Here is a 21204-nt window from a genome sequence, read left to right on the forward strand (position 1 = left end):
CAGGGCAGGGCAGGGCGCTGAGCGACGGTGTCTTCCTTGCCAGGGGGTAACGCCGTTAATGGGAATTTGTATTAATTGCGAATAATTTTGTATAGCATGCGCGGGAGTTTTTTGGCGGTTTCACCCCCTGCTTTGGCCTATTCGTAAAGGTTGCTCTCTCCATGCGTCGAACCCTGCTTTCCATTTGTGTGCTGCAAGCATTGTCGCCTGCCTCATGGGCTGATCAAACGGGGGCATCACCCTCAACGCTGGAGCTGGACGCAACCGATGTCATCGGTACGGCGAATTACGAAAGGGCAGACGGCCCGGTGCAGGGATATCGGGCGACACGCTCGGCCAGCGCCACGCGCACCGACACCTCGATCCACGAAACCCCACAATCGATCAGTGTGATCTCGAAGGATGCGGTCGAAGATCTGGGCGCCACCCGTTTGCAGGACGCGCTGGACTACGCCGGCGGCGTGGGGCGGGCGAACAATTTCGGTGGCCAGGGCCTGACCACGTTTACCGTGCGTGGCTTCACCACCGGCGAGTTCTATCGCAACGGTTTCCCGATCAACCGCGGCTATCCGAACATGCCGGATGCCAACACAATCGAACGCCTCGAAGTGCTGCGCGGCCCGGCCACCATGCTCTACGGTCGAGGTGATCCTGGCGGCACCTTCAACGTGGTGTCCAAGCAGCCATTGCCTGAAAGTAGCGTCACTCTGGGCAGCCAACTCAACGATCAGGGCATGAAACGCGGCACGCTGGACGCTTCCGGCCCGCTCGACGAAGAGGGGCGTCTGGCCTATCGCTTGAACGTTGTGGGCGAGGGCGGCGACACCTTCCGCGATCACGTCGAAACCGAGCGCTACGGTATCGCACCGGTACTTACCTGGCAGGCAACCGATGCGACCAGGCTGATTTTCGAAGGCGATTTCATGCGCAACAACGCGCCTCTGGATCGAGGCCTAACCCGTTACGCGAAGCAGACCGGAACCGCCTCGCGCGACAGCTTTTTCGGTGAAAAAGACGCTGGCAAACTGCACAACGACAACAACATGGCGCAACTGCGTTTCGAGCACATGCTCAACGACGACTGGACCCTGGGCGGCGGCTTTCAGTGGCTCGACGGTTCGCTCAAGGGCAACGCAATCGAGGCCAATGGCATTGCCGATGACGGCCGCACCCTCGGGCGCAACTTCAACTACCGCAAGCTGGAGTGGACCGACAAGGATACCCAGCTCAACCTGACCGGGCATTTCGATACCGCGGGTTTACAGCACACGTTGCTCACCGGTATCGAGTACGAAGATTACGACTACAAGTCGATCATCCAGCGCTCCAGCGGCGCCGTCGGTGCGTACCCGATCGACATCTTCGATCCAGTGTACGGCCAGCCGCGCCCGGCACTCACCCGCACGCCGACGCACGACAAGGAAAACCTCAAGACGTATGCCGCGTTCGTGCAGGATCAGGTGGCATTGACCGACAGACTGAAAGTGCTGGCCGGGGCGCGTTTCGAGCGCTTCGAACATGATTACGAAACTTACGTGCCCGGTGGCAAGAGCTGGCAGGCCAGTGACAACGCGGTGACTCCGCGCATCGGCGTGACCTACGACCTGACCGAGACATTGGCGGTCTATGCCGACACCGCGCGCTCCTTCAAGCCGAACACCGGCGCCAGTCGCCAGGGTGGAGGATTCGAGCCGGAGAAGGGCAAGTCCTATGAAATGGGGATCAAGTGGGAAGCGCTGGATCAGCAGTTGAGTGTAGACGCGGCGATCTACCAGATCGAAAAACGCAACGTGTTGACCACCGACCCGGTTGACTCGACCTTCAGCGTTGCGGCCGGCGAGGTGCGCAGTCGTGGATTCGACGTCAACGTTGCCGGCAACCTCACCCCCGAATGGCGGGTGATTGGTGGTTACGCCTATGTTGATGCCGAGGTGACCAAGGACAACGTGCTGCGTTCTGGCACGCGGCTGATGAACATCCCGAAGAACAGCTTCAGCCTGCTGAACATGTATGAGTTCCAGGACGGCACGCTCAAAGGATTGGGGTTGGGCACCGGCCTCAAGTACGTCGACGAGCGCGCCGGACAAACCGCCAACACTGCGTTTTCGATGGGCAGCTACACGGTCGTCGACTTGCTCAGCTTCTACAAGATCAATGACAAGGTGCGGCTCAATCTCGACGTGAAAAACCTGTTCGACCGTGATTATGAAGAGGGCGCATTCGGCAACGTCTATGCCTACCCAGGGGCGCCGCGAACCGTGCAGGTTGGTGTTTCCTACACCTTGTAGCAGGGTGGAGCAAAATTCTCACAGGCCACAAATGAAACAGCCCTGAATATTCAGGGCTGTTTCTTGTTTATCCGATAACGCTTGAAACGTTCTTGCTGTAGCCGCTGCCGGCCTCCGTCAGATTCGCATAAAAGATACAGCCGATCAGTCTTGCGAACAGGCCTAACGTGTCCGCCAGATCCGGGTCGTCGAAAATGACCGCCCTGGAGTCCAGTGCACACAACGCGCCCCAAAGTTGTCCGTCGGGAAGGAAAATCGGCGCACCTGCGTAGCTTTCAATTAAATATTGCTTTACCACCGGGCGCGTCGAAAACCTGCCGTCGCGACTTATCTGCGGCACGAAAAGCACCTGAGGGTCTCTGCGAAATTCGCTGCACAGCGTGGTCTCCAATTCCAGCGTGTCGCCGGAGTTGATCCCAAGTTCGATCGGATCGTAGGCGGAACAGACGATCCAGTCCGTGTCGGTGAATTTTGCGATCGCCGCGAAGCGCGTCCCGGTCATGCGTGTAACGAGTTGCAGAATATTGGTCGTAGCTTCAATTTCAGCGATAGAGGAACGTTCCTCTGCGCTTAGCAACGCTCTGTCAATGGTGTCACTGAGGGGCATGCATTGTTCTCCGGTCATGATTGTTCGAGTTGGCGACTGCTAAACGCTTTTGAAACTGCGGTTTTGATACTAAACAAAACGGATTCGTTCACATGAAAGGTTCCTGATGGCTGCCATAGCGAAGGATCATTGGCTTCAGGCTTGAGGCGCCGTTATCGGCGGCGTAGCCTTGATCACACCATTTAGTTTGATGTCGCATTGAATGCAGGGTGAGGAAAGTGGAAGGCGTAGTGTTGAGCGAGAAGATGCAACGTGAAGCTGATCGGCTTCTGGCGCAGATTGTCCGGGCAGACTCGATGATCATCGCAGTAAAGGCGGGGGCTCGCGCCGATGGCTTCGTGCTTGGACTCGACACCAGTGGGGTTTTGCGTGCCGGCGATGCTGAAAGGCTGTACGTGATTTTTGAAGCGGCTTTGGTCGAGCGGCTGAAAACGCTTTCTCGCAGTTGAGCTGCAGAACATTTATCCGCTTGAACTAAAGATTGACCGGTAAGTCAGGGTAGTTGTCTGCCACTCTGATTTTTGAGGTCATCAATGCGCAACTACACCATCGAGTACCTGTTCAACGGCGAGTCCCGTACGCATCAACTCGCGCTGCAGCAGTCGAAGCTCTCCGCTCACGACGCTGCCATGCATCTGCTGGAACTGCATTTTGGGGATGGTGAGAACAGTCTGATCATGCCAACGGCGGACTCGACTGCTGAAGAGATTCTGGAGCAGGCCAGTCTGGTGGGTATTTCGCAAATCGACGTGAAGGATGCAGGCGCTGACTGATTTGTGGATTCGGCCTTGAGTCCGCGCCGCCATCCCGCTTATCCAGAATGCATAAAACAGAGTGAACTCGCGGTGGCGGAGTCCTTCCGAATTTGAAGAGAGAGTTCTTCAATTTCATCGTCAGAGGATTGCACCATGCGAGCAATGACCTACCACGGCGCTCACGATGTACGCGTCGAAACCGTGCCGGATCCGATCCTTGAAGCACCGGACGACATCATTCTGCGAGTGACCGCCACAGCCATCTGCGGCTCGGATCTGCACCTGTATCGGGGCAAGATACCGACGGTCGAGCATGGCGATATCTTCGGCCATGAGTTCATGGGCATTGTCGAGGAAACAGGTTCGGCAGTGACCGCGGTGCAGCGCGGCGATCGAGTGGTGATTCCGTTCGTGATTGCTTGCGGCGACTGTTTCTTCTGCCAGCAGGCGCTGTACGCGGCCTGTGAGACAACCAATGCCGGACCGGGCGCGGCGATGAATAAAAAGCGCATACCGCCGCCGGCTGCGCTGTTCGGTTTCAGCCGCATGTACGGCGGAATTCCGGGCGGCCAGGCCGAATTGGTGAGGGTGCCGAAAGCCAATACCGGGCCGTTCAAGGTGCCGGGAACGCTGGCGGACGAGAAGGTCTTGTTCCTTTCCGACATTCTGCCGACCGCGTGGCAGGCGGTGATCAATTCGGGCGTTGGCCAGGGTTCGAGTCTGGCGATCTATGGCGCCGGACCGGTCGGACTGCTCAGTGCGGCGTGCGCTCGCATGCTCGGCGTCGAGCGCATCTTCATGGTTGATCACCACGCTTACCGACTGGCCTATGCGCAACGCACCTACGGTGTCATCCCGATCAATTTCGATGAGGACGACGACCCGGCCGATACCATCATCAGCCAGACACCCGGCAGCCGTGGGGTGGATGGCGTGATTGATGCGGTGGGCTTCGAGGCCAAAGGCAGCACTACCGAAACGGTGCTGGCCACACTCAAACTCGAAGGCAGCAGCGGCAAGGCACTGCGTCAGTGCATCGCGGCAGTTCGCCGCGGCGGCTCGGTCAGTGTGCCGGGGGTGTACGCGGGTTTTATCCATGGATTCCTGTTCGGTGACGCTTTCGACAAGGGCCTGACTTTCAAGATGGGGCAGACCCATGTGCAGCGTTATCTGCCGGAACTGCTGGGGCATATCGAAACCGGGCGCCTGCAACCGGACGCAATCATCAGTCATCGACTCTCGCTTGAGCAGGCGGCCGAGGGCTACAAGATCTTCGACAAAAAACAGGAAGACTGCCGCAAGGTCATCCTGACGCCGGGCGGCAGTGCTGTGCCGCTGGCCGAGGTGGACGGGACAGCACCGCTGGTGCCGGCCGTCTGAGCAAGCAGACCTGTGGCGAGAGCCCTCGCCACAGAATCATTTAGCGGGAGACGATCATGAAAACAATCTGTGCCTGTCTGGGGCTTTGCTCAATGTTGCTGTTGCAGGGCTGTTTTGAAGGTTCGAATGACGCGCCGAACAAGGATGGCGACAAAAGCAAGGCGTCGCTGCAGATCCAGAAAGACAAAGCGCCCGATTCAGATAAGTGATCGAGGGTGCGGATGTGCGCGCGAAACTGAACTGCATTCGCGTGTGGAGCATCGCGTCCAGTGGTGGTTGGCCAGGCATCTTGTTTTGGTTAACGCTGATGCTGGTTACCGGCCTGCTGCTGATCAGCGGGTACAGCGCACTGGTCGACGCTGACAAGGAAAATCTGCGTCTGGCTGCATTGGGTGGCCTGTCAGGCTTCGGGGCGACCGCATTAGGTGCTTTGGTGGCGATCATCCTGCGCGATATCGCTTCACGCACCCAGGACATTATGCTGGGGTTCGCGGCCGGCATGATGCTGGCCGCCAGTTCTTTCTCACTGATTATGCCCGGAATCGAGGCTGCCCAAACGCTGTGTGGCAACCCGCTGCTGGCCGCCGCTGTGGTCGTGTGTGGATTGGCCTTGGGCGTTGCCCTGATGGTCGGTCTGGATCGCTTTGTACCCCATGAGCATCAGCAGATCGGCAGGCGTGGGCCCGACGCTCAACGCATCAATCGCGTCTGGCTCTTCGTTCTGGCGATCACTCTGCACAACTTGCCGGAAGGCATGGCCATCGGCGTCAGTTTTGCGGACGGCGACATGAAAGTGGGCCTGCCGTTAACGACCGCCATCGCAATACAGGACATCCCCGAAGGACTCGCGGTTGCTCTGGCTTTGCGCGTCACCGGGATCTCGGCCTGGCGGGCGGCACTGTTCGCCATTGGCTCCGGTTTGATGGAACCGCTGGGTGAAGTGGTCGGACTGGGTGTGTCGAGTGGCTTCGCCCTGGGCTATCCGATTGCGCTGGGTCTGGCTGCGGGGGCCATGATCTTCGTGGTGTCGCACGAAGTCATCCCCGAGACCCATCGTAATGGTCACGAGACCCCGGCGACCCTCGGCTTGATGCTCGGCTTTGGCGTGATGATGTTCCTCGATACCGCTTTGGGTTGATGGGAGTCTCACAATGGCACGCTGATCGCGATGGCCAAGTACCTGAAACTCAAGGATGCCGCAACCTTGCTGCAGGCCACACTTGCAGAAGAGAAGGGCGCGGATGAAAAACTGACGAAAATCGCCGAGCAAGGCGGTAACCAGGCGGCGACGCTTGAGAAGTGACCAGACGTTGCAGCGTGCCCTGTAAGCGCCACGGCGATCGAGTACGCCGTGGCACTTCAGGACAAGCCTTCGCCTGTGGTGTATGAATCCCACCCCTGACCGTCTTCTGCGGAGCACAACAAGGGTAATTATCATCCCTTGCGTGGGCGTTACGCTGCCGGGCAGGAGGCGGAATGCTCAGACTCAAAAGCGTACTTGTCTCGTTAAAGCGCGCGACCACCATCAACGATAATTTCCGTTCCCACCGTCCAGCGAGATTCGTCCGACGCGAGATACAGCACCGCCTTGGCTACTTCTTCAGGCGTGCCAAAACGGCCAAATGGGATAGTCGCGACAATCTCCTTATTGACCTGCTCACGGTAGGCATCGGGTATACCCGCCTTGTCATACAGTGGCGTGTCGATCGGACCAGGGCTGACCGCATTGACTCGAATCCCACGCGGTAGAAGCTCGCCAGAGAGCGTTTTCGACATGTTCAGGAAGGCAGCCTTGGTTGCAGCATAAACGGATGAATTCGCGGCGCCCAAGTGCGCACTTATCGAGGTGTTAAGAACCACCGATGCAGGATTGGAGAAGGTCGGCAGCAGCGCTTGCAGAAGGAAGTAAGGGCCTTTGACATTGATGTCGAAGGAGCGATCAAACATCTCCTCGTTCCAGTCTTCGATTGGCCTCCAGACGGATACGCCAGCATTGAGGAAGGCAACGTCCAGTTGCCCGTAATGAGACTGAACGGCCTGCGCCAGCTCCTTCTGGGCTGCGACGCTGACTGAGTCAGCGCGCAACACCAGGACTTCGCTACCTAAAATAGCTTGAGCATTACGTGATCTGGGACTAGGGCAACCGAGCGTCAGTCGTTACGTCGCTGCGCTTGAGGACCATTTGCAAACCAGGCTGCTTCACCGATCCACACGAAAGCTGATGCTCACGCCCGAGGGTGAACGGTACTACGCAGATGCGCGGCGTATCCTGGACTCAGTTGAACAGTCCGAGTCCTCACTAAGAGGAAACGTAGCGCCGTCCGGGTTACTGCGCGTCGCTTGCCCGACCGCATTGGCTCACACCTTCATCGTACCGCACGTCGCAAGTTTTCTAGGGCGCTACCCCGAACTATCGCTCGATCTTCAAATCAATGATCGCTACGTCAATTTGGTCGACGAGGGGGTAGAACTCGCGATTCGTATCGGTCACCTGGAAGACAGTGCAATGCGAGCCCGGCCACTGGCGTGGTTCGAGCGTGTGTGCGTTGCCAGCCGTGCGTACCTGGAGAAACGAGGCACTCCCTCTTCGCCAGACGACCTGAAGGAACACGACTGCCTCATTTATACCCTCCTGTCCACTGGAACCAACTGGCGGTTCAAGGACACTGATGCCCCGATCTCCGGACGATTGCGAGTCAACTCACCTGAGGCGATCCGTGAGTACGTCAATGCAGGGTTGGGCATCGCGCAGGGGCCGCAATGGCTTTATGAGGAAGGGCTGAAGAGTGGCAATCTTCAATTGCTGCTTAACGAATACGTGGCGCCGCCGGTACCGATCCAAATCGTATATCTGGCGAATCGGCTGCTGCCCCAGCGAGCCATCGTTTTCATGGATTTTATGGCGGATGTTTTTGCTGCCTTCCATCAGCGCCCTGAATAGCCTTTTACCTACGGTCAGGGCGCGAGCGGCGAAAAGGACTCTGGCACACGTGTGTCGCCTGCATCGGGCATCTGGAATACGTTAAAGTTTTCGCGCCCAACTTCCAAACATCATATCGCCGATGTAGATGCCGCAAGAGCCTGAACGCTCCTGATCCAGACGCTGTTGCAGCGTTTCAATGTCGACTTCTTCTGCACTGGCCACCCCCAACGCGGTGATCCGCGACAAGCAGGCCTTAACAATGTTGCCAAGACCGTAGGGGGTATCAGGTGTTTGTACCAGGCATTCGGCGCGCACGCTTTCGACGGACAAGCCTGCCTGGGTAAGAATGCCGTGCAGATTAAAACCGATGTGTAGATCGGCCCCTTCACGAGTAATCATTTCCCGTATCCAGGCTTGCGCTCTGTTATGCAACGGAAAAGGCTCAAGGCTGGCAGGCACCATCGTCGTATCGTGTTCTTGAAAAACCACGATGCCACCGGGATGCAAATATTTGGCCAGCGCACGGATCGTTGCCACTGCATCTTTCTGATACATCAGGACGCGTCGTCCAACGATTGCGTCAAAAGTACCGAGAGTGTCCTGCAACCTTAGAAGATCACACTGGAGAAATCTCAGCGCAGGGTGGTCGTGTGCTGCACTGCGCTGGCGTGCAAGGGTGATGGCGCCGGCGTCATGATCAACGCCTATGATCTCTCCGCTTTTTCCCACCAGATCACACATCAGGAAGGAAACATCACCCGAGCCGCAGCCCACGTCCAGGATTCGCATCCCTTTTGCGATGCCTGCGTCGATCATCAAGCGTGTGGTGAAGTCAGGTGGTTGGGTCGACATGACCAATCCTCGCAGAATGTCAGGGGAATTCTGTTGCATCTTCATCGGCCAGCCTGTCGAGCATCAGCTCGACGTACCCAGCAGCGCCTGATCCTTGGCCACCGCACGTTGATAAGCGTCGCGGTTCGTTAACTTCTGGGCATAAGCGAGAAACGCGGCTCTGGGCGGCAAAGTGCCCAAGCCTAGTCCCCAACCGACGTGGGAGCCAACATACACGTCGGCAGCGGTGAAGCGGTTTCCGGCAATGAACGGCTGAGCCAACACTGCGCGTTCGAGTTGATCGACGGTGCGCTCGTAGCTGCCGTAACCCAGAAAGAATTCCTGATCCGGTGTCGGGTTGAAGCCAGCGCGGCGGTTGGTTACAGCCTGTTCCAGTGGGCCTGCGGCAAAAAACAGCCAGCGGTAATAATCAGCCCGCTCCGCTGCCCCAGGAGCCAGTGCAGCTTCCGGGAACGCATCAGCCAGGTACGCACAGATCGCGGCTGTTTCTGTTATGGTTTGCCCGTTATGCACCAGGGCGGGAATCTTCCCCATCGGGTTCACGTCGCGAAAAAAAACAACGCGTGGATCTTCAGGGTCGGCCAGCGTCGGCGCTGCCAGCGCAGCACCGCCCCAACGGTCATCCTGACTGCTTGCCTGATAATCCAGAACGACCGATTCATAGGTGCAGCCGATCTCCTCGAGCATCCAGCGCACCATGCGCCCGCGAGAGTTGGGATTGGTATAGAACGTCATTGTCATCGTGAGCTCCTCTTGGCTCGGTTCGTTGACAACAATGGTAGGATCGAAGCTGCACATCACCTTGGGCGGTTTACGCCAGAATACTTGCGGAACGCGCCATCAGCGGGATGTTGCGTTACGCGCTACCGCTCATCTGCGGTTTGGAGTCTAGATGTCGTACCTGCAGAACAGCGCCGAGCGTTGTAAATTACCCAGCGTATTCTGGCAATCGATAGAGCAACTGGGACTCGATCCCGCGTTGATTCAACAGCACGCACAACTGCCCCGTGCGCTTCTCCTTAACGAAGCGGCTGTTGTCAGCACTCGTCAGCTTTTTGCCGTCTGGAACGCTATCGAGGCGCTTTCTGAAGACCAGTCCTTCGCAATAAAGATGGTTCGCGACACGCCAAGTGCGAAACACAAAATGGCCTTTCTCGCGGCGCTATATGCGGCTGACTTTCGCGACGCCATAGCGAGGTATTCCCGGTTCAAACGCTTATGTAGTCCCGACCGGATTTGCATCGACGAGCATCAGGGCAGGGTGGCCTTCACGATTCAGTGGCCTTCTGGCACGGGGCCGGCGCCTTACTTCTCGGTGGATGCGGGTTTTGCTCTGGTATTGGAACTGGGTCGAAGAGGCACCGGTAAACACCTGGTGCCACTCGAACTGAATTTGCGCCGGCCAGCTGCTGATTCGGAAACTCACTCGAGTTATTTCGGTTGCCCCATTCGCTATGGCGCGGAGCAGGACGAGTTGACTATGAGCGCTGCCGACCTCGATTTACCGTTTATTGAACACAATCCGGACGTGTTGCACATGATGACTCCCGGCCTTACTGCTGCAATGCGAGAGATCGAGGCTCCTGCTGGATTCTGTGAGCAGGTCATTGAAGTGCTGAAACGAGCACTGGCGGCGGGGCGGCCAAGTTTGCAGTATCTGGCCCAGGAACTCTTGCAGAGCGAGCGGACGTTACAACGACGCCTGGCTTCAGAGGGTACGACGTTCAGCGCCTTGCTCAACGAGACACGGCGCCAGGTCGGATATCACCTGCTTGCCGATACAAGCCTTGAACTGAAAGAGGTGGCGTATCTGCTCGGTTACGAGGACGTTAACTCTTACTACCGGGCTTTTCGGCAGTGGGAGACGGTTTCACCCGGTCAGTGGCGATTTTCCAATACATGAGTATGACGCTGTTGGGATGCGGATCGGTTGAATCCACAGCCATTTGCAGCCTTTCGAATTGAAAAACGTCTTTAAAAAGATTGGTTATTAGGCGGCAGCTCGAGCAACGCGCTTCCAGGCCAGGGGCGTCATACCTTCAGTCTTTGAGAACACTCTGCAAAAGTGCGCCTGATCACAGAACCCGCATGCCATTGCGATCTGGGTCAGCGTCATTATTGAGGACTCGAGCAGCTGTTTGCTCTTTAGGATCCGTTGTTGACGTAGCCATTGCGTAGGGGACAAGCGTGTGCTTGCTTTGAATTTTCGGCTGAAATGACTGCGAGAGAGTGCACAGGCGTCCGCAAGCGTCGACACTGAAACTCCAGTCTCCAGGCTTTCCAGCATCAATTGTTTTGCAGCTGTCTCCTGCCACAGTTTGAGTTTCCCCGTGGGGAGAAGTACGACATTGCTGAGTGCAGTGCTTTCGACACCTTTCATGGTGATTCCTTTTTTCAACATGAACGACCGGAAGACTCGGTAAAGTCGGGACGGGACATTGCCCAGGGACAGCAGGCGGATCAGTCAGCGCAGCGTCGCAGGTGTGCGGACGACGCTGATATAGCCTCTGTCGCCGTTCCGGTTCAAATGGATAGCAATAGGGACTGGCCCCCATTTAATGAGGGCCAGTGAGGTTCAAACAGAGGCAGCCACAGGTGCCAGAGTCGGGCCATGGTCTACACGCTCGGGAGCCTTGTGCACCATGGTGTAGGCATAGTCGACGCCCATGCCGTAAGCACCGGAGTGCTCCTTTACCAGATTCATGACGGCGTCGTAGGTGTCGCGGTTATTCCAGTCACGCTGCCACTCCAGCAGCACCTGCTGCCAGGTGACCGGCACCACGCCGGCCTGGATCATGCGCTGCATGGCGTAGTCGTGAGCCTCCTTCGTAGTGCCGCCGGAAGCATCGGCAACCATGTAGATCTCGTAGCCGGCATCGTGCATGGCGGAAAGTGCAAACGTGGTATTGCACACTTCAGTCCAAAGGCCAGAGACGATGATTTTGTTGCGGCCATTGGTCTTCAGCGCGTCACGGACTTTCTGGTCGTCCCACGAGTTCATCGAGGTGCGTTCCAGCAGAGGCGCGTCAGGGAACACAGCGAGTAATTCGGGGTATGTGTGGCCGGAAAAGCTATTGGTTTCAACCGTGGTGATAGTGGTTGGCACGTTGAAAATTTTTGCGGCCTTCGCCAGAGCGACCGTGTTGTTCTTCAGCGTCTGGCGGTCGATGCTTTGCACGCCAAAGGCCATCTGGGGCTGCTGATCAATGAAAATCAGTTGGCTGTTTTGAGGGGTCAGTACTTCGAGTTTTGGATTGTTCATGGTGGTTCCCTTTAGTGAAATGATGGTCTTCAAATCTCTTTGCGGGCCGGGCCAATCTTCTGTCTGCTGAATATCGCGGAAGGTTGTTGGCGGTAGCTGCGGCGCCGAATTCGAGTTCAAGGTAACCGATCATTCTCAATTTTAGGGGCGCATTAATGCCTCTCCAGTGGCGTATTAATGCGCCCTTGCAAGATCATTTGCGGTGCTAGTCTCTGGCCTCCCACAACTCTGATTGCCGCTGTGCGAGCAGTCTGTTCTACGCCAGGAGAAAGCAAATGTCTGCTTCGCAACCGTTCGGAAAGAAAACCGCTTACTGGGGTGTCGCATGGGAAGAAAGCTACGGCTACCCGCAGGCCAGAAAAGTCGGAAACGACATCTATATCTCCGGCCAATTCAACCATGATGAAGACGGCAATCTGGTGGCTCCGGCTCCACTCAATAGCGAAGGCAAGCCCAGTGATTTCTCTTCCATGGGTCAGCAAATGCGCGCCTCCTACGACAACATCTCCAAGTTGCTTGCCCTGTATGGCGCAACACTGGAAGACGTGGTCGAAGAGACACTTTATGTGCTGGACATGGACGCGGCGTTTGCCGTGGTAGGGACTGTGCGCAAGGCTGCGTTTGGCACTGAGCGGCCGCAGTGCGCGAGCAATATCATCGGTGTATCGAGGCTCGCACAGCGTTCGCAGTTGATCGAAATTGTCTGCAAGGCGGTCATTGGCTCTGGCACCCGCTAAGACGTGCTTCCGGTTTCGTCTACGAAACCGGAAGAGCTCGCTGGCCTTCGATCAAGGGCTTGAGTTCGGCAACCGCCGCTGCGCAAAACGTCATGAACGCCTTGACTCGCCATGACTTTCGAATGTCCTGGTGAGTCAGCAGCCAAAGCCCATCTTGAAGTTCAGGCACAACCGGGCCGATACGCACCAGACCGGGCGTGACGTCACCCAGCATGCAGGGAAGGAATCCAAAACCCAGACCCGCCGCAATCGCAGCGCTGGCCGCGGCGACGGAGTCGGTGCGATAGGAAATGCAATCGGGGTCAACCCTGCTGTCGACGTAGCTCGTTGCTTTGAGGCCGCATAAAGCTGCCGAATAGGACACCCACGCCTGGCCTTCTGCGAAAGGCGTCGAGGTCGGTGAGTTTTTATCACTGCCGTATGGCGCCCAGGCAATCGTCGCGAGTTTGCGTCCGACCAGACTTTCAGCGGGTTTATTGGTCGCCCTCACTGCAATATCCGACTCATCGCGGGCAAGACTCAGTGTCTGATTGCCTACCAGTACCTCAATTGCTATCCCTTCATTAAGAGCTTTGAATTGCGCAATGATGGGCGTGAGGAAGTACAGCAGCAGCGAATCACTGGTGGTGATGCGCAGCTTTCCAAGTGGCCCCTTACCTGCGCGTGATACTCGTCGTGCAACACTGACAATATCCAGCTCGACCCGCTCTGCGAGCGCTCTCAGCTCTGCGCCTTCAGCAGTGAGCATGTATCCCGAGCGGCGGTGATCGAACAGTGCGACGCCAAGTGTTTTCTCAACCTGGGTCACTCGACGCGATACGGTGGACACGTTGATTCCCAGCTTCTTTGCAGCATCGGTGCGATTGGCGCATTCGCTGAGCGTTTTGATAATGCGTAAGTCGTCCCACGAAAGCTGAGCCGCAGAGTCACTGAAATCCAATTTCACGCCACTTTCCACAGCCTGGCGCAATGAACCAATTTTAGGTGATGAATTCACGCGAGGCATTCCGGATACCATGTTCGCTCATCATACGAAAAGGCTAACGTGGAACAAAGGAAAACTGGTCGGGCAGAAATCCCCACTTCGACTTAGAGATATCTGGGCCCTTCGGGTGAGGTTTCAAATTGCAGGGCTGGAGAGCACATTTCGATATCTGGAAATTGAACTCGCTGACGCCTTGGAGATTGCGCAACAGACTGGGGTTGAATATGCCTGGCGACGGTCGAATCCTGACCGTCGCTAACTGGCCAAAAGCAGCCACTCGTGACCGGCAGTTTGCGCAGTGAATCAGGCAACCGTCGATTAATCTCGCGGAGTCTGGACAGTCGAATTTCCAATGCTCGCGAGAAAAATGCCGAGATCCCGATCAGAGCGCAGACAAACCACGCGGCAAGCTGGTGGCGCTGCGGCAATAAGTCGCTGCATCTTTTCTCGCGCTGTTTTTTTCGTCCGCCACATGAATCTAAAAAACTCCGGCAGGTTCATCAGCAGTTCGGGGCAGTTCTCCGGCAAGTCAGGCCGAGACTGACCGCGTTGGAGCAGCGTTCTGCGCAGTACGCGCAAGAATCGAAGCGTCGCCGAACGATCAATCCATATCAAAAGATCTGCACGGGCCAGCCGGTTGTCCCAAGTGGCTGAATGGCCACCTTCGAATATCCAGCAATCTCGGGCTTCTACATCTAGACAAAGCTGTGTCTTCTCGTCCCGACTTCGTTCGATCCACCCTGGCTTCCAGTGAATAGTGTCGATATGAACGACCGGCAAGCCCGTACGCTGACCAAGCTCACGCGCCAAAGTGCTTTTGCCTGACCCAGGTTGACCAATAATCATCACCCGTTGCATCGAAGCTCCTTCTCGCTATGCAAGCTGATTTTTTGGGGGGGGGGCGATTTTACGTCAATGCCTATCTCGGTCAACAACAAGCGGTCAGCATGACAGACAGCTTTTGGCCGTAAGCTGCCTGACGCATAGACAGTGCAAAGCCGCCGATTCTTGCTCGGCGTCAGGAAGCAGCGGACTGCCTCGACTGTCGACTTAATCCAGGTGTCTTGCCCGTAATACGTTTGAATGCGCGACTGAAAGCGGCCTGAGAGGTATAGCCCAAACGCTGAGCCACTTCTTCAATGGGCAGCCTTTCAAGCGTCAGCCACTGGCTTGCAAGCCGCATCCGCAACTCAGTGACGTAGCGTAGCGGGGTCATGCCAATAGTCACCTGGAAACGGTCCGCAAAGACTGAGCGCGACGTATTGCATTGCTCCGCCAGCTGCGCAACGGTCCAGTCGCGCCCCGGTTGTTGGTGGAGCGCAAGAAGCGCATTTGCCAAGCGTGGATCGCGCAATGCGGCGACCAGGCCTGAGGCATTACCGCAGGCGCACTCCACCCAGCCGCGAACCACCATAGCAGCCACCACGTCGGCCAGTCGCGCGAGGATGCCGGCGAAGCCGATACGAGCGGCGCTGACTTCGCGCTCCATGGTGGCCAGGATTGGCACCAGTCCGGGGTAACGCTGGCCACCGGCATCAATCAGCATCAGGCCGGGCATCAGGCTGCCCAGGCCATGGATACTGCCCAGCTCAAACTCCATGCAGCTACTGAACAAAATGTTGGTCGGCGTGGGGTTGGCATCGATTCCGGCATCCACCGCGCTGACGGTTTCACCGAGGGGCGCTCCGTCCAAACGGTCGATGTCCTCAACAGGCACGTCCGCATGGGAAAGCAGTTGATGGGCCGCACCATGGGAGATGAGCACGGCGTTGCCGGCAGACAGTCCATACGTTGTCCCGTCCTCCATCCGTAGCATCGCATTGCCGACTGCCAGAAAGTGGAACCAGGCATGCCCAGGTTTGGCAGCGAAGCCCAGGCCGAAGGCTCGACCGGCTTGGATACGTCGGTGTTCTACGCCACGCAGGCGCATGCCGCGCAACAGCTCGTTGATGAGTTCCGAAGAAAGAGCAAACTGATCTGTAGGCATTGTTTCAGGTGTTTCAGTCAAAAAATCGAGGTTTTCGATCATAGATCATCCAGATTCTCGCGCCTAGACTGCGGGTCGCAATGAAGATTTGGAGATCTGTGCAATGACTGACCTTGTGTGTAATGCCGAACCCCACTGCCGTCCCGGCGTCGGGCAGGATGTAGAACCTGCAACCCCCGCGTGGATGGCCGTATTCTCGTTGGCAATGGGCGTGTTCGGCTTGCTGACCGCTGAGTACCTTCCGGCCAGCCTGTTAACACTGATGGCTACCGATTTGGGTGTGTCCGAAGCGCTAGCTGACCAGGCGGTAACGAGGACAGCAGTGGTGGCGCTGTTCGCCGGCCTGTTGGTGCCAGGCCTGACTCGCAGTATCGATCGCCGCTGGGTGCTGCTGGGCTTTTCCACGTTGATGATCGCATCCAATCTGTTGGTCGCTATTTCCTCCAGTTTCGCGGTGCTGTTGTTCATGCGCATCTTGCTGGGTATTGCTCTTGGCGGTTTCTGGAGCATGGCGGCGGCGGTAGCGATGCGCTTGGTGCCGAATGCTCTGTTGCCCCGGGCGCTGTCGATCATTTTCAGCGGCATTGCCATCGGCACGGTCGTGGCTGTGCCGCTGGGCAGCTATCTGGGCGGGTTGTATGGTTGGCGCAGCGCGTTCTTTGCCGCGGCGGCGGTAGGCATGGTGACCCTGGCATTCCAGTCGTTCACCCTGCCGCGCCTTGCGCCGCGCCGGCCGGCACGCCTGCGTACTGTGCTCGAGGTATTGCAGCGCCCGGGCATCGCCATCGGCATGTTTGGTTGCGTGCTGGTGCACAGTGGCCACTTTGCGATGTTCACCTATGTTCGTCCATTCCTTGAAAGTACGACCGGCATCGGCCCGCAAGGGCTGTCACTGATGCTGCTGGGGTTCGGTGCGGCGAACTTCTTCGGCACGCTGGTAGCCGGCAGGCTGCTGGAGCGCTATCCACTGGCCACTCTGGTGTTGATGCCGGCGCTGGTCGGCGTTGCAGCACTGGCGTTGGTGCTGTTACCGGCCTCGTTGGCGGGGCAGGCGGTACTGCTGGCAGTCTGGGGCTTGGCCTTTGGTGGTGTGCCGGTGGCGTGGTCGAACTGGGTCGCCAGCGCGGTACCTGACCAAGCGGAAAGCGCCGGAGGCATGGTAGTGGCCTGTGTGCAGTCAGCCATTGCAACGGGCGCCGCCGCTGGCGGTGCAGTGTTCAGCTTCGGTGGCAGCGCAGGCGTATTTGTAGCGGCGGCCGTGCTGATGCTGCTGGCCGCGCTGCTGATTGCGTTGCGTGTTCGGGTTCCTTCCCATGGCAGTGCCCAAGCCCGGCCAGCGCTGCACCTTTGATCCGACTTCCCGGGTCGCCTCGATTCTGTCCTTGGCCCGGACATGAAATATGAACAACACGACGTCTCACCAAGGACGCCTGAAATCTATGCGCACAGCAGGTATAGGCAATGCGCTCGGGTGGTTCGACTGGACGCTGTACGCAACTGTTTCGCTGCATCTGGCAAACAATCTCTTCGACAAGGCCTGTCCAAGCATTCAACCTGGGCACGACATGCTGTAGTGAGAGCGGCAGAGAATGGCCAAAAGCTGTCCGTTGAAGACACCCACATCCCCAGGTGTGTCGATGTCCAACCAGTGATGTCGGAGAGATGGATTGCGGAAATAGCCGACGAGATGCGGAAACGATCCACAAAGTGCGGGGGTGAAAATCTCAAACCCCAGAAACGACAAAGCCCTGAATAATCGGGGCTTTGTCGTACATAAGATGGCGGAGGCGATGGGATTCGAACTCATGGACCTGTTACAGTCGACGGTTTTCAAGACCGCTATGGAAAGCCGCTGAATACGCGGCCTCAGACTCTTTTTCGTTCCAATACTTTTGTTTTGCAGCACCTCTACAGACCGCATTCTACAAGGGGCGCGATTTGAGTTATGGAACGCATTTTTTGCCTATTTTGATGGTTTGGCGATGGCGCCGACGCGACGATAAACTCGCTCGGTAATATCGCCTTTTGTGTGCCCGAGCAGCAGGCTGGCGTCACCCACATCGCTGATTTCCGACGCCGCCTTTGGCCGAATGTCCCGGAACTGAAATTCACCGATCCGCTTCGCCAGCAGTTCGTCTCCCTGCTCAAGCGCTTCCAACTTTGCCTTCTCCCGCGCCGCGTCCCACCGTTTCCTCAGCATCGTCGCCGTCATCCGTTTACCGCTCCGGTTGATGATCAGGTAGCTCGAGACATGCGCAGCGTTTCGCTCTGTGATTGCCGCGATCAGAATGCCCAGGCTGTTCGCCTCTCCGGCGGTCGTCATCTGAATGCGCAGCTTCTTGTGCGTCTTGTTCTGCTGAACAGTCAAAAATCCGCCTTCAACATCATCCTTCCGCATAACCAGCACATCTGCCGGCCTTTGCCCGGTCAGATAGGCCAGGTCCATCGCTTCTTTCAGCTCCTGAACTGCCTGCTTGTACACCGCCTCCCAAACCACATCATTCGCGTAATAGTCCCTAGGCGTCTCCTTGTTCTTGCGCACACCTTGGCAGGGATTTTCTTTTGTCGTCAGCCCCCATTCCCGGGCGATGTTGAAAATGTGGGAGAGGGTAGCGATCTCACGGTTCGCCCGGACCTTTGCCGATCGCGCGTCTCTGTAGCCAGCAATCGTTGCTGGCGTGATCGAGTCGATCGGTGCGCTATCGAACATCGGCCGAAGCTGCTTGATCTCCGCCAGGTTGTCCTTCTGCGTACGCGGTGCTTTCTTCGGCACCACATCGCGAATGTACCGATCGAAGATTCCCTTCATGGTGCGCAGGTCGAGCGGTTTTTCCTTGGCTTCGAGTTCGGCCCACTTCAGTCTCGCCTTATCGAGTTCCTTGCCCAGGGGGATGTCATTGCCGAGCAGGTCGCGGTAGTAATACGCGGTCCACGTACTACCGTTTTTGCGCTTTCGGGATCGCTTGTACATTCGAGGGGGCAGGTGCTGGTGCTCGGTCTTGCGGGGGCGCATATCAATTCACTCGCGAATAATCAGGTGTCCATACCGGTGCGGCCGGCGGCGGGTTCGGATCGGCGATGGTGGGGCTGATCATGCCCAGCTTCATGCGGGCGTACATCCGCCCCACCAGCGGGCGCTTACCGCGGCTTTCTACAAACACCCACTGGCGGTCAATCAGCCATCGGCGCTGGTATGCGCGGGCCTTGTAGCCGGTGAGTTCGGCCAGCTCCTCGTCAGAGAGGATTTCGGTTTCCATGAGGTATTGCTCCATGCCGCGCGTGGCGGCAGAAGGTGGTGGGTATTGAGTGGTCGCACCTGGTCTACAGTTGGTGGACGCGCTATTTGACGTGGAGAAAATGGATGTTCAGCAGGTATCCCGAACAGAAGCAGAGCCGAAGGGTGATGGGAGCTCTTGGTGCTGCATTCCTAGCGTTGGGCTTGTTTCTGATTGCCATCGACGGAGTGGGTGGTGTTCTTTTCACCGTTATAGGGAGCGGTTTATTGCTGTTGGTGTTTCTTGCGAATGAAAAAACGTATGCGAGAGCAATGCGTGTTCTAGGCTGGTTCGACGGACTTTCGTGAGTCGATTTCCTCCCGCCTTACACCTGCAAGCTGTTGAGTTGGGGGAGGGGTACATGAGCGTTGCCATGTAGGCACTCGCGATTGGCAGCCGTAGTTCTTGGCGTTGGTGAAGGGTGATCAAACCCTTTTCGAATATGCGATTGCTCCACTTGTCAAAGTCGCGGAAGAAACGATTTCTCGACTTGCGATTTGATACCGGTGCGATAGCGATAACTGCTTCTGAAAAATGTCTCATGAGGCCTTCCTCTAAGGTTGAGCCTCGATGGTCGTCGCGTTTAACTGTCGGTTTCCCGACTATTCGGCTTGGCAACCAGCTATCGCCACGGCCCCTTGGAGATCAGGTAGGCCATGTAGGGCGGGGCGAAGATCATAGTAGGTCTGCTCTCGCTTCAAGTAGGCCGTCCCGTTCTTCGCGCAGGCGCTGGTTCTCGGCGATCAGTGCTAGCACCGCCTCGGGCGAGCACTCCTTGAGAAACTGCTCATCACGGTGCAGAAACCCGGCATCCTCGATCATGCCCGCCCAGCCGTGTGAACGAATGACCTCGTCGCGGCAGCCCTCGGCGAGTTGTTTAAGTTTTGAATGGTCTGTCATGGCGTCACCCTCTTGAACTCGACGACCCAGACCCACGGGTTAGCGTCCCAGCCGCTGCCGGTGGAGTTCTACAGTTCCTTCCAAGCCGCCGGGTACCAATCTCGGTAATTCGGTGAAACGTCATCGCTTGCCAGCTGCGGCGGACACTGCAGACCTTCCGCCCGGATATCGGCGCGACTGATGTCCTGCAACCGCTCGACGCGCACGTCGTTGATCTCCAAAGATGCGGCTGGCCCAGCGCGGCATATGGATTGAAGGGCGCCCCCGGCCTTGTGTGATCATGGAGCAGCCGGTTTGCCGAATGGAGCCGTCTGCTGGGTAGAGGATCGGCTCGCCTTGGCTCAAGTCTCGGGGCGCGATCGAGTCCACCTGTGCATCTGCTGCCCAGGCCTCGCGCACCCACAGACGCTCGCCGCGCCGGCCGTAAGGGCAAGGCGCGTACTCTTCCAGCTCTTTGGCGCACTCCGCCTCGGTTGCTCCGAAAACACCGAAACCATATCGCGGGTCGCGCTGAGCAATGGCCATCCAGCGACGACGCTCACCGGCAGCAACGGAAGCGTCTTCAACCGGGATCTGGCAGCCTTTGACCGGCCGGCGCGTGACCGTCTTCCGGCCTTCCAGGATGGCGCGCACCATCGGGGCCGAGAACAGGATCGGCCGTTCTTTCGGTTTGGTTGAGATGGTCATCAGCAGTCCGTCCAGTTGAGCTGTTTGATGTAGTCGCCACCCGAGCACAGATGCTCGTCGTTGATTGCATTAATCTCCTTGATGTCGGCGAGAACTGCTTTCGCACGCTCAAGGGCAAGTTCAGCGTGCCCAAGCTGGTGCCGTTTGCGCGCCTTGTAGGAGGAGAGCGCTTTTTCTTTTTCTGGGTACGCGAATCGCCGCCACGAATCCTTCGATACCCGCTTCGCATCTTTGAAGGTCTTGCCTGTGGCCGTCTGCCTCGCCCGCGCCCATCCTTCCGAGCCTTCGGGAACGATCCAGTAGCAGTGCTCGCTTTCCCGGATCACAACGTATTTTCGGCAGACGATAGTTACGCCTTCCGGGTCGATGCGGTCGACGTAGCGAAAGTGGTCTGGCCCTGTTTGTTGCTTTTCTTCAGACATGACTTCGTCCTTGCCGCTATAGCGGCTGACTTTGACGGGGAGGTGTTACAGCTTCGGGAGACGACGGAACGTGCGCGGCACCGGCGATTTCATTTTTTTGGAAATGGGATACCTTGGCGATAATTTTTGCTATAGGGTACGGTT

The 21204-nt window shown here is 57.4% G+C and carries 23 protein-coding genes and 3 pseudogenes; 12 read left to right on the forward strand and 14 right to left on the reverse strand.

The window, feature by feature from the left end:
- Positions 1–161 precede the first annotated feature (161 nt).
- On the forward strand, positions 162–2288 hold the full coding sequence (locus CKW11_RS00355; RefSeq protein WP_095135412.1) for a TonB-dependent siderophore receptor: 2127 nt from the start codon (positions 162–164) through the stop codon (positions 2286–2288).
- 67 nt (positions 2289–2355) lie between these two features.
- Here CKW11_RS00355 and CKW11_RS00360 read toward each other — a convergent pair whose 3' ends face one another.
- Entirely contained in the window at positions 2356–2895 is a 540-nt protein-coding gene (locus tag CKW11_RS00360) for a GAF domain-containing protein (RefSeq protein WP_095135414.1), read from the reverse strand.
- Between the two features lie 230 nt (positions 2896–3125).
- Between CKW11_RS00360 and CKW11_RS00365 the strand changes: the two genes are divergently transcribed.
- From CKW11_RS00365 to CKW11_RS00385, 6 genes and pseudogenes are all read left to right on the forward strand, one after another.
- Positions 3126–3344 carry a hypothetical protein gene (locus CKW11_RS00365; protein ID WP_371917859.1) on the forward strand — a complete coding sequence of 73 codons (219 nt, stop codon included), beginning with the start codon at positions 3126–3128 and terminating at the stop codon, positions 3342–3344.
- Between the two features lie 84 nt (positions 3345–3428).
- Entirely contained in the window at positions 3429–3668 is a 240-nt protein-coding gene (locus tag CKW11_RS00370) for a hypothetical protein (protein WP_095135416.1), read from the forward strand.
- Between the two features lie 135 nt (positions 3669–3803).
- Positions 3804–5030, forward strand: coding sequence for a zinc-dependent alcohol dehydrogenase (locus CKW11_RS00375; RefSeq protein ID WP_095135418.1), 1227 nt, complete (start codon positions 3804–3806; stop codon positions 5028–5030).
- Between the two features lie 56 nt (positions 5031–5086).
- Positions 5087–5239: a hypothetical protein gene (locus CKW11_RS28605; RefSeq protein ID WP_166496978.1), complete on the forward strand. Its 153-nt coding sequence runs from the start codon at positions 5087–5089 to the stop codon at positions 5237–5239.
- Positions 5240–5337: 98 nt separating this feature from the next.
- On the forward strand, positions 5338–6168 hold the full coding sequence (locus tag CKW11_RS00380) for a ZIP family metal transporter (protein ID WP_095136739.1): 831 nt from the start codon (positions 5338–5340) through the stop codon (positions 6166–6168).
- Positions 6169–6183: 15 nt separating this feature from the next.
- A pseudogene (locus CKW11_RS00385) lies at positions 6184–6333 on the forward strand (DUF892 family protein); the annotation flags it as partial.
- Between the two features lie 203 nt (positions 6334–6536).
- Here the strand turns inward: CKW11_RS00385 and CKW11_RS00390 are convergent.
- A pseudogene (locus CKW11_RS00390) lies at positions 6537–7151 on the reverse strand (SDR family oxidoreductase); the annotation flags it as partial.
- A 1-nt stretch (position 7152) separates the two neighbouring features.
- Between CKW11_RS00390 and CKW11_RS00395 the strand changes: the two are divergent.
- Positions 7153–7971: pseudogene (locus CKW11_RS00395) on the forward strand (LysR family transcriptional regulator); the annotation flags it as partial.
- Between the two features lie 81 nt (positions 7972–8052).
- Here the strand turns inward: CKW11_RS00395 and CKW11_RS00400 are convergent.
- Together CKW11_RS00400 and CKW11_RS00405 are read right to left on the reverse strand one after the other, a co-directional pair.
- A complete protein-coding gene (locus tag CKW11_RS00400; protein ID WP_095136740.1) occupies positions 8053–8805 on the reverse strand; it encodes a methyltransferase domain-containing protein in 753 nt (250 codons plus the stop codon).
- Positions 8806–8868: 63 nt separating this feature from the next.
- Positions 8869–9603: a glutathione S-transferase family protein gene (locus CKW11_RS00405; RefSeq protein WP_218235204.1), complete on the reverse strand. Its 735-nt coding sequence runs from the start codon at positions 9601–9603 to the stop codon at positions 8869–8871.
- A gap of 94 nt (positions 9604–9697) precedes the next feature.
- Here CKW11_RS00405 and CKW11_RS00410 point away from each other — a divergent pair, with 94 nt between their 5' ends.
- Positions 9698–10708: an AraC family transcriptional regulator gene (locus CKW11_RS00410; RefSeq protein ID WP_095135420.1), complete on the forward strand. Its 1011-nt coding sequence runs from the start codon at positions 9698–9700 to the stop codon at positions 10706–10708.
- 87 nt (positions 10709–10795) lie between these two features.
- Here CKW11_RS00410 and CKW11_RS00415 read toward each other — a convergent pair whose 3' ends face one another.
- Both CKW11_RS00415 and CKW11_RS00420 read right to left on the reverse strand, forming a co-directional pair.
- Complete coding sequence (locus tag CKW11_RS00415; protein ID WP_095135422.1) at positions 10796–11185, reverse strand: AraC family transcriptional regulator; 390 nt, start codon at positions 11183–11185, stop codon at positions 10796–10798.
- A gap of 195 nt (positions 11186–11380) precedes the next feature.
- Positions 11381–12067: a hydrolase gene (locus tag CKW11_RS00420; RefSeq protein ID WP_095135423.1), complete on the reverse strand. Its 687-nt coding sequence runs from the start codon at positions 12065–12067 to the stop codon at positions 11381–11383.
- Positions 12068–12342: 275 nt separating this feature from the next.
- Here CKW11_RS00420 and CKW11_RS00425 point away from each other — a divergent pair, with 275 nt between their 5' ends.
- Entirely contained in the window at positions 12343–12804 is a 462-nt protein-coding gene (locus CKW11_RS00425) for a Rid family hydrolase (protein ID WP_095135425.1), read from the forward strand.
- Positions 12805–12823: 19 nt separating this feature from the next.
- Here CKW11_RS00425 and CKW11_RS00430 read toward each other — a convergent pair whose 3' ends face one another.
- The 3 genes from CKW11_RS00430 to CKW11_RS00445 all read right to left on the reverse strand — a co-directional run bounded on the left by CKW11_RS00430 (position 12824) and on the right by CKW11_RS00445 (position 15776).
- Positions 12824–13801: a LysR family transcriptional regulator gene (locus tag CKW11_RS00430; RefSeq protein WP_371917846.1), complete on the reverse strand. Its 978-nt coding sequence runs from the start codon at positions 13799–13801 to the stop codon at positions 12824–12826.
- Positions 13802–14107: 306 nt separating this feature from the next.
- Positions 14108–14647 (reverse strand): AAA family ATPase, encoded by a 540-nt coding sequence (locus CKW11_RS00440; protein ID WP_095135429.1) that lies wholly within the window; start codon positions 14645–14647, stop codon positions 14108–14110.
- Between the two features lie 160 nt (positions 14648–14807).
- On the reverse strand, positions 14808–15776 hold the full coding sequence (locus CKW11_RS00445; RefSeq protein WP_095136743.1) for an AraC family transcriptional regulator: 969 nt from the start codon (positions 15774–15776) through the stop codon (positions 14808–14810).
- A 103-nt stretch (positions 15777–15879) separates the two neighbouring features.
- Here CKW11_RS00445 and CKW11_RS00450 point away from each other — a divergent pair, with 103 nt between their 5' ends.
- On the forward strand, positions 15880–17127 hold the full coding sequence (locus tag CKW11_RS00450; RefSeq protein ID WP_095135431.1) for an MFS transporter: 1248 nt from the start codon (positions 15880–15882) through the stop codon (positions 17125–17127).
- A gap of 612 nt (positions 17128–17739) precedes the next feature.
- Here CKW11_RS00450 and CKW11_RS00460 read toward each other — a convergent pair.
- Positions 17740–18789: a tyrosine-type recombinase/integrase gene (locus CKW11_RS00460; protein ID WP_095135433.1), complete on the reverse strand. Its 1050-nt coding sequence runs from the start codon at positions 18787–18789 to the stop codon at positions 17740–17742.
- Between the two features lies 1 nt (position 18790).
- On the reverse strand, positions 18791–19033 hold the full coding sequence (locus tag CKW11_RS00465; protein WP_095135434.1) for a DUF4224 domain-containing protein: 243 nt from the start codon (positions 19031–19033) through the stop codon (positions 18791–18793).
- 104 nt (positions 19034–19137) lie between these two features.
- Between CKW11_RS00465 and CKW11_RS00470 the strand changes: the two genes are divergently transcribed.
- Complete coding sequence (locus CKW11_RS00470; RefSeq protein WP_085731246.1) at positions 19138–19359, forward strand: hypothetical protein; 222 nt, start codon at positions 19138–19140, stop codon at positions 19357–19359.
- A 367-nt stretch (positions 19360–19726) separates the two neighbouring features.
- Here the strand turns inward: CKW11_RS00470 and CKW11_RS00475 are convergent, their stop codons facing one another.
- The 3 genes from CKW11_RS00475 to CKW11_RS00485 all read right to left on the reverse strand — a co-directional run bounded on the left by CKW11_RS00475 (position 19727) and on the right by CKW11_RS00485 (position 21060).
- A complete protein-coding gene (locus tag CKW11_RS00475; protein ID WP_095135436.1) occupies positions 19727–19951 on the reverse strand; it encodes a hypothetical protein in 225 nt (74 codons plus the stop codon).
- 120 nt (positions 19952–20071) lie between these two features.
- Positions 20072–20638: a hypothetical protein gene (locus CKW11_RS00480; protein ID WP_371917847.1), complete on the reverse strand. Its 567-nt coding sequence runs from the start codon at positions 20636–20638 to the stop codon at positions 20072–20074.
- Entirely contained in the window at positions 20638–21060 is a 423-nt protein-coding gene (locus CKW11_RS00485; protein WP_095135437.1) for a hypothetical protein, read from the reverse strand. Before CKW11_RS00485 ends, CKW11_RS00480 begins: the two co-directional genes overlap by 1 nt.
- Positions 21061–21204 lie beyond the last annotated feature (144 nt).

The organism is Pseudomonas sp. Irchel s3a10, from assembly GCF_900187525.1.
Classification (GTDB): Bacteria; Pseudomonadota; Gammaproteobacteria; order Pseudomonadales; family Pseudomonadaceae; genus Aquipseudomonas; species Aquipseudomonas koreensis_G.